General features: G+C 62.2%; 11 protein-coding genes. 3 read left to right on the forward strand and 8 right to left on the reverse strand.

Annotated elements, in window-relative coordinates:
• Nucleotides 1–9 precede the first annotated feature (9 nt).
• Nucleotides 10–975: a CRISPR-associated endonuclease Cas3'' gene (locus tag ACCAA_RS04980; RefSeq protein WP_186406131.1), complete on the reverse strand. Its 966-nt coding sequence runs from the start codon at nucleotides 973–975 to the stop codon at nucleotides 10–12.
• 8 nt (nucleotides 976–983) lie between these two features.
• A complete protein-coding gene (locus ACCAA_RS04985) occupies nucleotides 984–2,000 on the reverse strand; it encodes a helix-turn-helix transcriptional regulator (protein WP_186406132.1) in 1,017 nt (338 codons plus the stop codon).
• Between the two features lie 512 nt (nucleotides 2,001–2,512).
• Here ACCAA_RS04985 and ACCAA_RS04990 point away from each other — a divergent pair.
• A complete protein-coding gene (locus tag ACCAA_RS04990) occupies nucleotides 2,513–4,189 on the forward strand; it encodes an AMP-binding protein (protein WP_186406133.1) in 1,677 nt (558 codons plus the stop codon).
• A 348-nt stretch (nucleotides 4,190–4,537) separates the two neighbouring features.
• Here the strand turns inward: ACCAA_RS04990 and ACCAA_RS21950 are convergent, their stop codons facing one another.
• Both ACCAA_RS21950 and ACCAA_RS05000 read right to left on the reverse strand, forming a co-directional pair.
• Complete coding sequence (locus tag ACCAA_RS21950) at nucleotides 4,538–5,488, reverse strand: PEP-CTERM sorting domain-containing protein (RefSeq protein ID WP_245754446.1); 951 nt, start codon at nucleotides 5,486–5,488, stop codon at nucleotides 4,538–4,540.
• 319 nt (nucleotides 5,489–5,807) lie between these two features.
• A complete protein-coding gene (locus tag ACCAA_RS05000; RefSeq protein WP_186406134.1) occupies nucleotides 5,808–8,156 on the reverse strand; it encodes a fatty acid cis/trans isomerase in 2,349 nt (782 codons plus the stop codon).
• Nucleotides 8,157–8,448: 292 nt separating this feature from the next.
• On the opposite strand from ACCAA_RS05000, the gene ACCAA_RS05005 reads away from it, so the two are divergent.
• Together ACCAA_RS05005 and ACCAA_RS05010 are read left to right on the forward strand one after the other, a co-directional pair.
• Nucleotides 8,449–8,841: a cupin domain-containing protein gene (locus ACCAA_RS05005; RefSeq protein ID WP_186406135.1), complete on the forward strand. Its 393-nt coding sequence runs from the start codon at nucleotides 8,449–8,451 to the stop codon at nucleotides 8,839–8,841.
• Nucleotides 8,842–8,969: 128 nt separating this feature from the next.
• On the forward strand, nucleotides 8,970–9,947 hold the full coding sequence (locus ACCAA_RS05010; RefSeq protein ID WP_186406136.1) for a hypothetical protein: 978 nt from the start codon (nucleotides 8,970–8,972) through the stop codon (nucleotides 9,945–9,947).
• Nucleotides 9,948–10,049: 102 nt separating this feature from the next.
• Here the strand turns inward: ACCAA_RS05010 and ACCAA_RS05015 are convergent, their stop codons facing one another.
• From ACCAA_RS05015 to ACCAA_RS05030, 4 genes are all read right to left on the reverse strand, one after another.
• Nucleotides 10,050–12,266, reverse strand: a complete 2,217-nt coding sequence (locus tag ACCAA_RS05015; RefSeq protein WP_186406137.1) for an oligosaccharide flippase family protein — start codon at nucleotides 12,264–12,266, stop codon at nucleotides 10,050–10,052.
• Nucleotides 12,267–12,310: 44 nt separating this feature from the next.
• The gene (locus tag ACCAA_RS05020; RefSeq protein WP_186406138.1) at nucleotides 12,311–13,450 is read right to left on the reverse strand and encodes a glycosyltransferase; all 1,140 of its coding nucleotides are present in this window, start codon (nucleotides 13,448–13,450) and stop codon (nucleotides 12,311–12,313) included.
• Between the two features lie 88 nt (nucleotides 13,451–13,538).
• On the reverse strand, nucleotides 13,539–14,669 hold the full coding sequence (locus tag ACCAA_RS05025; RefSeq protein WP_186406139.1) for a radical SAM protein: 1,131 nt from the start codon (nucleotides 14,667–14,669) through the stop codon (nucleotides 13,539–13,541).
• A gap of 410 nt (nucleotides 14,670–15,079) precedes the next feature.
• Entirely contained in the window at nucleotides 15,080–15,232 is a 153-nt protein-coding gene (locus ACCAA_RS05030; protein ID WP_186406140.1) for a hypothetical protein, read from the reverse strand.
• Between the last annotated feature and the right edge of the window lie 171 nt (nucleotides 15,233–15,403).

Consider the following 15,403-nt stretch of genomic DNA (forward strand, 5'->3'; position numbering starts at 1 on the left):
CCCTCTGTCTCAGCCTCGAACAGCTTGCGCCAAACAGGCTGAATCACCGCGCGACGTAACAGCGTGTTCGATGGCAAAGCGAAGGCTGGCGAGCGTTTTTCCGCCACCGGTCGGCACGGTCAGCGTGTAAATGCCACTCTCGCGGGAAGCTGCGTCCAGACATTCCTGCGAGATATTCCGACGAAGAACATCTATCGAACGGCGAGGCTCCATGGACGAAAGGTGCCGCTCCAGACGTTGGCTCAGGACTTCCCATCCCACATAGGCGCTATTGGGACGATATTCCCGGCTGCGTTTCTCCTCAAAATCGGCGGTATCGATACGGTCCGCGTCAATCAGGCAGCTAAAAAGAAAACGAACAGCCAGGCCGATTTGCTGCTGCAGGGGCGCTCTCTGAGGCTCATGCTGAGCGATCCGCTGAATCAACTCACGCACATTCTTCGTCAGCCCCGGAGAATTCATCAGCTCATTAGCTCTGGTGAGGACGCACTCATCCGCAACCTGCGTAACTTCATCGAGATGTGTCTTTTCCTGCGCCTTTTGCATGCGCTTGCCGAAGGTATCCTCACCATCAGGGTCCAGGCAGTCGATCAGGCCCGAATGGTGTGATGCAATACAAAGGGCAAGAACTTGACCAATCTGCTGCTCAAGTGGCCCCTTTGCGGCAGCGAATTGCCAGATATACTGCGCCCCCGCAGAGGAGTGATCGACCTTGCCTTTGAGAGACCGCGAGTCGACGTAATCATCTGCGTCTGGGTTGAGCAGCCCCAAGGCGGAATTGATGTAGTCCCGGAACTCTTTGCTGTATTTTCCCAGATCATGGAGCAACCCAATGAGTTCGCCGGCGATTTCCAGCCTGATCTTCCTGCTGAAGACCTTGGAAATGGAAGCAACATTCTGCAAATGATTGTGAAGGTACTGCGGTGTGCTATCGGATGCACGCCAATGGGCAATCGGCTGGTCGGAAATGTTCATCGTGTTGGTCATAATTTGTGATGTGGATCGTACTTGGGCTGAGTCTCAGTCGGGCGTCTGAGGTCATACCTCCCCACCGCCCCCACCAACAGCCCCCTCACCTTCTCCCGCAACCCCTCTGGCTCGACCACTTCGCAATCCGGCCCGTATTTCAGAACATCCATGATCAACTCCGGATCAGCGCTGTAAGGCACGCGCAGTTGGTAGCTGCCGTCGTCCAGGAACTTGCCTTCCTGCGCCGGGTGCCAGTTTTCGGCGGCGACCCAGCGAGCCCGTTCGGCGGTGAAAAGAAGCGTCGCCCAGCGGACTTCACGGCCGGCGAAGATGCCGTAGCCGGCGCCTAGCGCGGCGTCGAGTTCGGCATCCGGAATATCGCTGGCCGCGGTGTCGGCGGCCCTGACCGTCCGGATGGCATCGACGGCGAAACTGCGTAGTTCTTCGCGCAGGTGGCACCAGGCGTCGAGGTACCAGTTGTCGCGGTAGTGCGTCAGTCGCTGCGGCGAGACTTCGCGCTCGCTGGTCACGCCGTCGCTGCGCGCGCAGTAGGCGATGCGCAGCCGCTGACGCTCCATCAGCGCGGCGGCGATGGTCGGGAAGTGTTGCGGCGCGCAGTGCCGGGCGGCCGCGCTGACAATGTGGATGCGGCGGACGATGTCTGCGGCGGAATCGTGGCCGCTTGCGAGCATGCTCGCCAAGCGGTCGCGCAGCGGGTTGATGTGTTCGGCGAGGATGCCGCCGGTGTCGAAGGCGGCGAGCAGTTGCTGCATGCTGAGCAGGGCGTGGATTTCACCGGCGGAGAACCACACGCCGGGCAGTTCGTAGCGTTCGACGCAGCGGTCGATGCGGTAGCCGCCGGTTGCTGCGTCACGGACGATGGGAACGTGCATCCGGTCCCGCAGATCGCGCAGATCGCGAAACAGCGTGGCGCGGGAAACGCCAAGTCGATCCTGCAGGCCGGCAAAGGCCATGTTGCTGTGCGCGAGCAGCAGTCGTTCGATGATGCCGAAGCGCTCGGACTGGGTCATCTCATCCTCTTTTTGTTGTCCGTTATCATAACCGCAGCGATGGCATTGTCTCATGCGTAGATTCGACCTGGGACGGATCAGCGGAGGAGATCGGCGACCGGCGGAAAGCGACTGGCGGTCAGCGCGAACGAGGCAGCGAGGGGGGCGGCTTGGTCCACAACGGTTCCCAACAGGCGTTTGGCGTGAGTTTGCACCGACTCAGTCTCATGGCGTAAGACTGCCTTCGCCTCGGTGAAGAGAAATCGCCATCCGGGCGATGGTTGCCCACACGCTAAGTCCCTTACAATCACGGTCTGCAATACGTAGATACCGTAGATACGGAGCAGGTATCGATCGGTCGTGCCGAGGTGCCGGGGCTTGGAACCCGGCTGTTCTGCTCTGGCCGGCGTGGCCGCTCTTGGCCAAAAGCTGCGGTTCCATGGGGAGGGTCGCCGGTGGGTACTCAACCCGCCTTGTCGCGCGAGTCTGCGCCGATCGGCTGCCCGGTGATTTCATCAAAGAGAGGAGCAAAAATGTCCAAGTCGGCCTTTGTACATGCACGTGATTTCCTTCTGGCTCACCGCACCGATTACGAGACCGCATATCGCGATTACCAGCCACCGCAGTTGACCGAGTTCAACTGGGCGCTGGATTTTTTCGATGCCGCAGCGGCGGGTAATGATCGCCCGGCACTGTGGGTGGTCAATGAGGACGGATCGGAACAGAAGATGTCGTATTCCGAGATGTCGAAACGCTCGAATCAGGTGGCCAACTGGCTGCGCGGACAAGGCGTCAGGCGTGGTGATCGCATCCTGATGATGCTTGGCAACGAGGTTCCCCTGTGGGACACGATGCTGGCGGCGATCAAGCTCGGCGCGGTGTTGACGCCGGCGACAACGCTGCTCGCTCCCGACGACTTGCGCGACCGCCTCGACCGCGGCCAGGTGCGGCACGTGATCATCGGTCACACGCATACCGACAAGTTCGCCAGCCTGCCGGGCGACTACACGCGCACCACTGTCGGCGGTGCGGTTGCCGGCTGGCAACAGCTCGAACAGGCGTACCAGGAGTCGACCGAGTTTACGGCTGACGGCGTGACGCTGGCGACCGACCCGCAACTGCTGTATTTCACTTCGGGAACGACGTCGAAACCCAAGCTGGTGCTGCACAGCCAGCAGAGCTATCCGGTCGGGCACCTGTCGACGATGTACTGGCTGGGGCTGCAGCCGGGTGACGTGCATTGGAACATCAGCTCACCCGGCTGGGCGAAACATGCCTGGAGCTGTTTCTTCGCTCCCTGGAATGCCGGCGCGACGATCTTCATTTTCAACTACTCGCGTTTCGCCGCGTCGGCGATCCTCGATACGCTGGTCAGATGCTCGGTGACCACGCTGTGCGCGCCACCGACCGTGTGGCGGATGCTGATCCAGGAAGACCTGAGCAAGTATCCAGTCAAGGTGCGCGAGCTGATCGGCGCCGGCGAACCGCTCAATCCGGAAGTGATCGATCAGGTCAAGGACGCGTGGGGGATCACGCTGCGCGACGGTTTCGGCCAGACCGAGACGACGGCGCAGGTCGGCAACTCGCCGGGGCAGCCGGTCAAGCTCGGCTCGATGGGACGGCCAATGCCGGGCTATCAGGTGCGCCTGGTCGACACCGAGGGTCACGTCGCCGAGGAAGGCGAAATCTGCCTCGAACTGTCGCCGCGGCCGATCGGGCTGATGATCTCGTACGCCGACGACGCCGAGAAAACTGCCGAGGTGATGCGTGACGGCTTCTATCACACCGGCGACACCGCGGCCATCGACGCCGACGGCTACATCACCTACGTCGGCCGCGCCGACGACGTTTTCAAGGCTTCGGACTATCGCATCAGCCCGTTCGAACTGGAAAGCGTGCTCATCGAGCACGACGCGGTGGCCGAAGCGGCCGTCGTTCCCAGTCCCGATGCCTTGCGTCTGGCGGTGCCCAAAGCCTTCCTGACCCTGCGCGCCGGGCATGAGCCCAGCCGCGAACTGGCGCGTGACATCTTCGTCTTCCTGCGTAGCCGTCTGTCGCCTTACAAGCGCGTGCGGCGGATCGAGTTCGGCGAACTGCCGAAGACCATCTCGGGCAAGATCCGGCGCGTCGAACTGCGCAAAAGCGAACAGGAACGCGTCGCCGATTCGCGTGGCGTGATGGAGTTCTACGAGGAAGATTTCGAGTTCTGAGCCGGGCGGCGAGGTCTTTCGGGCCAGCTTCGAGGTCCCTCTGACGCGCTGTGCCCGGGTCGACCTGCCATGCCGCTTTCGGGCGGCATGGCGTTGTCTGGAGAGCTCTCTTTTCTCGGTTGGGGTGAGGAGCGAACGCCAATGCTGATGCGGCGGTGCTCTCGTTGGGGTTCCTGCGTCACCCCAACGACGACCCTGCTGGCTGCCCAACGTCTGTAGGATGTGCCGACGAACGGAGGCGCATCGCCTGGGTGATGGCCTTAACTGATCGCGCCTGTTCTGCGTTTGCTGCACGAAAGAGGCGGCCCCGCGCGGACCGCCTTTGCGTCGCGACCTTGCGGCTCGAACTTACGTGCGTTGCCGGCGACGACCGAAACCAATCCCGGCCAGCCCCAATCCGAGCAGCGCCAGCGTGGCGGGCTCCGGTACATTCGGAATCGTGTCGGCCTGAACCGCGAGGTCGGTGCCGACGCCGGTCCCGGCATTGTTGCCGACATTCTTGATGATCACGCCAGTCGCGCGATCGATCTGGTACACACCGCCGCTATCACCCGATGCGTACAGGTCACCGGTCAGGCGGTCATAGGCCAGCCCATCGTACAGAGCCCCATTCCATGAGGCGAACGCATCGACGTAGGTATACGAATGGTTGATGCCGGTAAGCACGGAAGCGCCGCTGAGCCGATAGGGAATGAAAGCACCATTGCTGTCGGTACCCGTCCCGACCAGATCGCCCGTGATCGGATCGAAGGCCAGATCGGTGTAAAAAGAGTTTCGGCCTCCAGGGCCGCCGTCATTGGCGAAGGTGCCAACGAATTCGGTCACCGCGGTGTCCGGCTTGAAGCGGAACAGCCCGTTGCGGACAAACGCCGTATGGTCGTTATCATAGGCAGTGAAGTACAGATTGCCGTCTGGTCCGGCGGTCAGGCCGTCGAGGTTGCCCCCCAACCCGGTCGAACCCAGGCTCACGACGTTGGTGATCACACCCGCGCTGACCTGGATGTTGGTCGAGTCGAGCTTGAACATATGCACGTCATTCTGGAAGCGGCGCATGAAGTACAGCGTCTTGTCCGGTGTCTCGGCAACGGTGGACCAGCCTGAGCCTACATCGCCGAGCACCGGATCCTTGATAGCCCCGATGAGCGTCGTGGTGTTGCCAGCGACATCTATGCTCCACAGGTTGCCGTCGCCGCTATTCGACATGGCCCACATATCGATCCCGGCCGCCATCGTCGTGCCGGCGGCGCACGAACTGGCAATAGCCACCGTCGTGGCGAGCTTTCTCAGAAGAGTGTTCATCAATATTCCCTCACAGATTGAATGATTTGGAGACGTTCAGCGCATCAGGTCGATCAGCACCGTGCTCACGCGCTATCGATAAGCAATTGTTGGGCCATATAAACTAAAGCGTTGAAATATTGGATACTATCCTGGAAAACAGAGCTGGACTTGAAGTGCGATGTAAAATTTTTCGACAGATTTTTGGTCTTCTCAGGGTCCGGGTTGAGTCAATTGCCGGTCTTGGTCGAAAGGACGCTGGTCGGCAAGCGAGGTTGAACGTCTGCCGGAACATGCCGCCTCGTTCAGCCGCGGCCCAGCCCGCAACGGGTGGCGTCGGTCAACGATTTTCGAGGCGGTTGTAGTCGAGAATCCCGGCACTGATCGGCGCCGCGAGCAGGTGTGCTGCCTGCAGCTCGTCACTGGTGGGCCAGAAGCCAGGGTCGCTACGGCGAACGGCATAGCGATCGGCCAGCGTGCGGTAATCGTTTTCCGATGACAGTGCGGCGATGGCTCGGGCCAGGTCACGGATTTCCGAACGCCCGACCCGGTAGATGGCGTTCGGGTAGGCGCCAATGAAGCCCTGCGCGACGGTCAGCGTGTTCTCCGCGGGCAAGAGTTCTCTTCCTTCGCGCAGCAGGCTGGTGACATTGCTGTGGCCGGTGTTGCGCAGCAAGGTGAAAAAGCGCGCTTCGCGCGGGGGGTCATCGACCCGCAGGACGACCAACTCCGGCAGCCAGGACAAGGACGCGCCACGAACGCCGGCGAGCGCGGCGAGATCGTTGCGCAAGGCGACGTCGCTCACTCCCGACAAGTCGTGGCGCTGGTTCAGAACCGGCGCCAGGCGCGTGCCGAGCATGGCGTAGAACTCCTGCTGCGCGTCGTCGGTCTGGAAGCTGATTCCCGTCTCGACGTCGAAGTGGGCCAGGGTTCCGTACACGTGATTCTTGACCGCCTGCGGGGCACCTCGATACCAGTGGTTGCGCACCGCCGTGCGTTGGTCGAGGGGCAGAAAGGCGATGAAGTTGAACTCGCCTTCCATGCGCATGAAGTCCATGTACAAGCGCGACAGCAACTGGTGATTGACGTTGCCGTAGACGTCGAAGCCGGCGACCAGCAGGTAATGAATCCGCTCGAGCAACCCGTAACCGAGTACCCAGGCGGTTTTCGGTGGGCCGCCGACGAGGCCCTTGACGACGCTTGCATTGTCGAAGTGACGAAAAACCGTCAAGGCCGCGTTCGGGTTGGCGCCATCACCATTCCAGATCCATGGCAGGTCGGGGCGGCGAACGGCGTCCGCGTAATGCGTCAGGAAGTCCGACTTGGCCTGCAGGTACTGCGCTTCCAGCTTGGCATACTCGCGCCACGGACCGATGAAGCGGGCGTCGCTCCCCTGCCCCGCCGGCAGGTCGAGGCGCCGCGCTTCGCGTGAGAGAAACTCGCCGCCATGCTGTTGGAAATCTGCATCGGCCAGGAAGAAGACCCAGAAGCGGTCCTCGATCACGTCGAGCGCAATCTGCCCACGACAGACCGGGCCCTTGATGAAGCCCATGATCGTGAACTCCGCTTCGTCGAGCATGAAGCGGTAGCGCGCATTGGTCGGCAGCGCGCTGAAGGTGAGAAAGGGGTTGGAAGCCACTTCCAGCGCATACGACGGCAACTCGTCGACCCTGTAATCCGGCTTCAGGAAGAGTTCGCTCCAGCGGGCCATGCGCTGTGGCCCAAGCGCGTAGGGCAGATGTGTCTTGTCGACGATGCTTTCTTGCTCGCGCACGAGCCGATAGTAGACACGTTCGACGCCAGGGTCGTCGTAGGGCCTTCGACTGGCGACGAGATCGACCGGCTGACCGGGTGGCGTGCGCGATCTGACGATGTGGAAATAGTGATGCCTGGCGTCGCTATCAAAATACAGATGGGCCAGGAACAGGTGCTCGAAGAGGTAGCGGCTGACCAGGCGTTGCTTCAGCGAGTCGCCGTTGAGGAAGTTTTCCCAGTCGTCAAGCTGCCTGACGACCGGCGCCGGTAGCGGCGGCAGCCCTTCGAAAGGGGCTCCCTGTTCCAGCCAGCGGCTGAGCGTTGCCAGCTCGACCTGGCTCAGGCCGGGCAAACCAAAGGGCATTCCCCACAAGGGGTTTGCCCGCTCGAAGTCGTCAAATTCCGCGATGCGCGGACACGCCTGCGTCCGGTCGAGCGAAAAGTCGAAGGTCTTCGGCAGGATCGCGCTTTCGGGCAGGGGATGGCTCTCCTTGAGCTTCAGCGCGCGATACATCACGCTAGCCGCGAGATTCGCCGCGGGTGTCTGATCGCGCTCGTTGAGGACCGCCGAGAAACCCCTGGCGCGCCATTGCGAAGCCGTCTGCGCGTCGGTGAATAAGCGCGATGGCGGCGCTTCCAGCAAGCGCCCACCATCGTAGACCAGATCCTTGCTCGTGCCGCGGGCAATCCCCTCCCAGGCGGTGAACTTCAGTTGGCAAGGAGCGTCGTAGCACGCATGGCACACCACGCAGCGCCGCTCAAGGATCGGCTGCACATCGGCGCGGTAGGACAATCCCGCAGAGGGCGAACGTGGGGTATCGAAGCGTTCCGGATCGGCCTTGCCGAACTGCTCGTCGAGCGTGCGCGTGCTCAGCGCGGCGCAGCCGCTCAGCACCAGAAAGAAGATCAGCAGGGAGCTCTTGTCGATGATCATCGGGATTTCCTCAGGTTTTTGGCCGCCAGGATCAAGGCCGAGCGCAGATCCTGATCGGCAAAAGACGAAGGATACCTATTACGCTGCCGTCTGCGCCAGTGCAGATCGCGGCTTCCGGCCGCATCTGCCTCCTGCCGAAGGCCGAAGGTATCAGCGCACCTGCCGGTTCACCAACGCAGTCAGTCAGTCTTCGTTTATGATGGCGGCCGGCTGCCACTCGCGGCCACCGTCGTCGCTGAACTCACCTCATCTCACCTCACCTCGTGGGCCGACCACTCGGGCAATTCCACCGATGGATAATCTCTTCGCCAAACTGCCGCCGCTCACCGCGCCCGATGAAACGGTCCGGCAATTGCTCAGCCAACCCGGTCTGCGCATCGAACGTATCGTGTCCACCGGGCAGTCCAGCCCGCCGGGCTTCTGGTATGACCAAGCTGAGGGTGAATGGGTGTTGCTGGTACAGGGATGCGCGAACTTGCGTTTCGAGGACGAGGCTCAAGTCCGCCACCTCAAGGCGGGGGACCATGTCGACATCGCACCACATCGGCGGCACCGTGTGGACTGGACCAGCCCGGATCGGGTGACGATCTGGCTGGCCGTCTACTATGATGCGGCGACTGCCTCTGATTCTGCACCGTGCTGCGCATCAGAGGAGTGCTTCGGCAAGTGGTCGTCCGCACCGTGATGGAGCGCACAGACTGTCTGGCCGACCGCTGCTACAGTCGGACCAACGTTAAATCCGAAAGTTAGCGTTTTGGCTGAAGTGCGCACGATTCTTGCGTTCTCCATAAAAACTTTGCCACAGGTGCAGCGATGAACAATGTCCACCGGCTCGAACGAGCCTTGAGTAGCGAACCAGACCCTCCCGAGGGAACGCGGAGAATGATCAACGATGAGGAGCGGGTACTCTACGACGGGTACTGGATCAAGACTTACCCGGTTCCCGCCGATTCGCTGCAGGCCAAGAAGCCGCTGATCGAAGCGCTGACTCGCCGCCTGTTCAACCACACCGAGCACGGCCTCAACATTCCGGGCTGCCGGCTTGGTGAAGCTCGGCAGAGTTATCAGACCGAGACCGACCCCGGCCGGCGTCGGGTCAAGGGCGCGATGCTCGCCGGTGCACTGTTCAACCGGGCGACCGATATTTTTCGCAAGCTGGTCGAGTTGCAGGCGGACGGTATCGAGATCCACAGCGACGACCCGTTGATGCGCGAGTGCGGCCAGTGCCTGCTCGATGCCATGGATCTCGGTCATATGGTTCTCCACCGCAGCGGCGAGGAAGGCATCGACGAACTCTGGGGCGAACCTTTTCGCGCCTTCTCGGTGTCCGTCGCCGAGTTCTACGAGAGCCGCTACATCAAGATCGGCCAGAGCATGCGCGACATCGACCGGATCGCTGACGCGATGGTCGACCACTTCGGGCGGATTCCAGCTTTTGAAGCCATCGAAGCACCCGTGCGCGAGTTTGCCACTGCCGCCAGAATCAAGGCGGAGACCTTGCGCACCGACCCGGACATTTTCGATGTCTGGGCGCAACTGGTCACCGCCTGCGAGAGGCTGGCCAACTTCACGCCGAGGCATGGAGCTACGCCCCCAGGAGAACGGACCGGCAGTCTCGTGCACAGTGTTTCGGATGGCCTCCATTTACTGCACAGCGGTCGCGACCTCGTCTTCTACATCGCCCGTGCCCGCACCCCAATGCCCAGGAGTACCAGCGAATACATCGAGCGCTGCGCCGCCTACTTCGCTACCGGCCGGGTTCCCGTCATGCCGGTCCCGCTCCCGGCCTGAGTCACGACACAGACAAAGGGGTTGCCCCGCTCGCTCTCGCCGCCTGGCTCGTCCCCTGCGCCGTCCAGGCGTCACCGGCGAGGATCGCTGGCGGCACGCTGTTCACTCGCTCGGCGGCCAAAGGCTCTGCAACCTGGCCAGAGAAGTCCGCAGACGCCGTCTATCCGTTTTCAGATGGCAGTGCTGTGCGTAACACCTCATGAACACCCGCCAGTCCGACCAGTCGGCCACATGCTGTCCGCTGAACAGTATCTCGGCAAGGTCATCTTCAATTCCGTAGCCTGGCCTCGGTGCGCGGGCATTGCCGCCACAATCGATCAGGTGGCAGCTTGTTTGCCCACCGGCCTGGGTGATCAATACGTTGCCGAGGTGCAGGTCGCCGTGGAACAAGCCTTCGCTGTGCAAGCTGGCCACGACTTTGCTCAGGGAACGGATAATGGCGACCCTTGCCTGACCATCGTTTTCGTCGCCAAGGGCATCCTTGGCCAGCCTGGCGCTGGACAGGAAGCGGCTCATGACCAGCGACTCAGTGCAGCGAAAGGAGCGCACTCGGTCCGCGTACGCCAGTGGAGTGGCGACTGCCACGCCATGGTGCAGTAGCAACTGCGAGTTCTGGAACTCGCTCCGGCCCTTGCTCTTGCCGAGCAATACCTTGCCCCTGGCCCAGATTTGCTCGGTGAATCGCTGATGGACATAGCATTTGACGAACACAGGGCCAGACGGTCGTTCGACCACCAGGTTCTCTCCTTGCACAAGGCCGACTCCGTGGATTTCGCGTAACACGTCGTCGCTGACGCTCGCGTCGCCGCCGGTCATCCAGCGACCCGCTGGCGGCGAAGCAGCGTCGACAATTATCGGCTTTCGGGTCGACAGCAAGCCTTGCCACCAGGTCTTCGCCTGTTGTGCCAGGCGGTCTATTTCGACTTGAATCGGATGTTGCAACCATCGCGCTGCCAGTCCAAAAACAGCCAGTCCGGCGATGAATGAGCACAGCAGCGGGGCCAGTCGAGCATGCGGCTCCAGGCCGAAGACTGACACGACGGTCAGTGGAGCCAGAGTCGTGAGGCCGGACAGTGCCGCACTGCGCAGCAACACCTCGCGCAGTGCTTGCCACGGGAACCCCAGATGACGCTGCGCAGCGCTCAGCCAGATGGCCAGCGAGAAAATCTGGGCGACCGCAAAGCCGAGACCTGCGCCTTCGAGCCCGACCCAGGCACCAATCGCGACGCATCCTAGCTGAAACGCCACCACGGCAAGCGTCGCTTGCAGCACGCTGCCGTGGTGGCCAGCGGCCATCAGCGCCAATGGACACATGCATGGCGACAGGCCGATGGCCATGCCAACGGCGAGCATTTGCGTGACGCTTACCGAAGCATCCCATTGATTGCCGTACAAGAGGCGCGTCAGCGGGTAAGCCATCAAGGCCAGGCCGAAAAAAAACGACCAGCCCAGTGCAGTCACCAGAGACGTTGTTCGCAGCAGCGCTTCGTTCAGATTGCTGCCGTGGCGCTGCGCGCGCCCGAACAGGGGCTGCGCAACGCCTTGCGCGGCATCGAGCACCAGTCGCTGGAAGGTCATCGAAAGCCCCGAGCTGCGCGAATACAGACCGGCTGCGCCCAGGCTTTGCAGCATGCCGAGGAGCAGTTCCGGCGCGCCTGCCGCGAGGTTCAGGATGAGGGTTCTGGCCGAGATCGTGCTGCCGATGCCGACCACCTGGCGCACACCGGTCCAGCCGGGCCAGCATGCCAGATGCACCGGTCGGAAGCGCAGCGCAATCAAGGCGCCGACCAGCGTTGATGCCAGGTTGCCGAAGGCCAGACTGATCGGGCCGTGGCCCCTCCAGGCCAGGAAGACCGCGGTACAGGCGCCGGCCAGGCTGCCACCCAGGCGTATGACGGCGAGCGCATCAAAGCGCATCTCGCGGGTCAACCAGGCGTAAGTCATCGCCCCAAAAGGAGTGATCGCAAAGTTGGCCGCGAGGACCTGCATGATCTCCAGCATGCGCGGCTCGCGGTAGAACCGCGCCACCGGCCCGGCGGCCAGCAGGAGGACTCCCGACATGAGGAATCCAGTGCCCAGAAGCACTGTCCAGGTAGCGCGGACGCACTCGGGTGTAAGTTCCGGCGCCTGGACCAGATACTGCCCCGCGCCAAGGTCCCGCAGCGACGAGATGAGCATGATCAGCACCATCGCTACCGAAAAGACGCCGATTTCGGTCGGTGTCAGCAGCCGGGCGATGACCATAGACGACACGATCAACAGCAACAAGCCGGCGTAACGGTCGAGGAGCGAGAAGAAGAGTGCGCGTCGTGTACTCATGTGGGACCGACAAGCCGGCCGGTTGGAATCGGTGGTGGGTTGTACTATCGCGAACAGGGCGAAGTGCGCAGATCCGGCTTCGCGCCAGCGCTTACGTCGAGGTAAAAGCGCTGATAGTTTTGCACCATGCTGACCAGCGAAAAACTCTCGGCGGCAAGCCTGCGACCAGCCTCACCGAAAGTCTGCCGTGCACCGGCATCATCGGCCAGAGCAACAATCGCGCGGGTGAGCGCGGCGACGTCGTCCGGAGCCACGAGCAGCCCGCTCTGGCCATCGATAACCAGGTCGGCGACTCCCCCGACACGAGTTGCAACCACCGGCAGCCCTGCCGCCATCGCTTCCATGATCGATGTCGGCCGACCTTCTTGCTCGCTCGCCAGGACAAAGATGTCGAACTGAGCGAGTTGCTCAGGAACGTCGGTGCACTCACCCATGAAGCGCACGGCGGTCTCAACGCCGAGTTGGCGAGCCAGCGTCTGCAGCGCAGCACGGCAAGGCCCGTCGCCGACCAGCCGAAGCTCAAGTTCAGTCGGGCACTGCGCCGCTGCGCCGGCAAACGCCTTGAGTAACTGCTCGTGGCCCTTCTGCTGTCCAAGGCGGGCGACACATCCGACGACCACACGACACGGGGAGCGTACGGAGCGGAGGCGCGCGAGCGCCGGCTGGAAGCGTTGCGTATCGACCCCGCTGTGCAGCACGGTGAACCGCTCCGGCGAAATGCCCACCTGCCGAGCGAAGCACTCGCCCGTTGCCGCACCGACAGCCACCATGCGAAAGGTAATCCGTGCCAACTGGCGATAGATCATCGCCCGAACCGGGCCGACGCGGCCGATCCAGTCGAGACCGTGAAGACTGAAGACCAGGTGCCCGGGGCAGCCTGCCAACAGCCAGGCCAGCGCGCCGATGACCCAGGCGCCACAGTTGCGAGCATGGACGACCGCAGGCTGAAAGCGGCGCATCGAGCGGGCAGCCCGCAGCACTGGCGCCAGGCGTTCACGCCGGTCAGTCTTGCCGCAGACCGACACTGAGATCGACTCCGGGACCCGGTCGATGAGTGCGCCGGCGCGTTCGAGGCAACAAACGGCCTGCTCGTAACCTAGGTCATCCAGCCCGCACATCACGTTGACCACTCCGACTTCGACACCGCCGACGTCGAGACTGTTGACCAGATGCAGCACGCGCATCGGCGCCGCCCGCTGCGCCGACTCCGAGGGCCACCGCGGAGGGTGTGGCCGCGTTCGCACGGCGGGACTCGGCCTCGGCCTCCTCGGCCTACTCGGCGTACTTGCGCCGACTGGCTGCGTCGCGCATGATCCGGTCACCCGCGCTGCAGTGGCAGTTGGGACAGTCCAGCGCAAACGCACGGCGAGCGGCATCCTTGTGCTCTGCGGTGTAGAGCATCTCACTCAGCCGCCGTTCGTGCAGGTTGCCAAGCTTGAAGGTCACGTAGCAGAGCTGGACGCTACCGTCCGGGCCGACCCACAGCATCTCGCGCGCAGTGCATGGCACCTTCATCGCCGGGCCAAGCAGCAGCCAGTCGGGCATGGCACGGATCGCTTCGGGTGTATGCCGGATCATCTGGGGGTTATTGGCCTTGAGGCGCAGCAACTCGGCGACCACCAAGTCGATCGCCGGCCGGTCTTCGGGCCGAAACTGCAGGAAGCGATCTGGCCCTTCGGTGAAGTACGGCAGGGAATAGTGAACCAGGTCGATTTGCAGCGTGGTGCCGTACTTTTGCGCAAAGTCGAATGCTTCATGCAGCGAGCGCAAATCGCATGTCTGGCGCCGCAGCAGCCAGTTGATCTGCATGTGCACCTGGTCGCCGTATTTGCCTCGGACCGCAGCAATGCTGTCCTCCATCTTCCTGGACCGGCCAGGGCGCTCGGTGTATTCGTCGTATTCGCTGCCTCGCCCGTAAAAACCGATCGAGATATCGCGCAAGCCTGCCCGGTAGAGTTCATCGATCTGCGACGAAAGCGCCACGGCATTGGTCGTGATCCCCGGCACCAAACCCAATTCGCGACAATAGGCGACCATCCTGGCCAGGTCTGGATGCAGCAGCGGTTCGCCCCCGTAGAGCCGCACCTTGTAAATACCTGCGGCCTTTACATCGTCGAGTACGCCCTTCACCAGATCCCAACTGAGCTGGGTGCCAGGCATGAAGTCCCGCCCATACCGGCAGCCTTGGCAGCGCAGATTACAGTAGCCGGTGATCGCGATCATCACCAGATAAGGCCGTGGCCGGATCATCCCCGGAACAAAGCGTGCCGCGGTGTGCTCTTGCTGGCGCATCCACGTTTCCACTTTGGCGGCGCCATCACGTATTTCGGGGTGTTCGCGCAGAGCGACACCGACTTGCCGACGCGCGGCATTCCAAACGACGTTGATCACTGATCCGCTCATCGTGGCTCCTGGACGACCGGTATGGCACTACTGTGCTACTACAGCCGCAAGCCGATCGGCAGCGAAGCCGAGCAAATTCAACAGGTCTGCCGGAAGTATCCCTGACTCTGCCCGCCGCGGTCAACGGATTTGTCTGGTCAGCATCACTGAGAATCGTCGGCATCTGACGCTTCCGTCATTGCCCGCAAGGTGGGGGTTGGGTACCGCCTACCGGGTGCAGCCCCGTCGAACGCACGATGCCGCTGGTCGCGTCGAACATCACATCAAAAAATTCCTGAGAACTCCAACTGTTGCAGAACAACCATGAGCAGGCGAGGGCATTGCTCCTCGGGTAAGACTGTGTCCATTGCGATCCCGAGGGACTAATGACGCACAGCACTTCGTCCTTGCTCATTCCCGCCTTGACATGTTCAAAATGCGCCATCCAGCACTTTTTCGATGCGCTGCAATGTTCCGTCAGGGCCCACATAGGCCATGAAAGTCTGCGTGCCCGCCGGGCCGCGCGGGTAGGCCAGTTGTTCACTGCCATCGGGATTCTTCCAGACCATCGCCGGTTCGCCCATCGAGGCAACCATCTCGGGAAGAGTCGAGACACCCGGCTTGAGATTACTGCCGCTCTAGCCAGCGCACGCAGCAACAAGCAGGGCACTGAAAACAACCAGCCCGCGTAGCCATACTGAAAGCTTGCTGTCCATTTCGCCTCCATAGCCAATCAAAGTTGAGTGCATCTTCAC

This window comes from Candidatus Accumulibacter aalborgensis, assembly GCF_900089955.1.
Taxonomy (GTDB): Bacteria; Pseudomonadota; Gammaproteobacteria; order Burkholderiales; family Rhodocyclaceae; genus Accumulibacter; species Accumulibacter aalborgensis.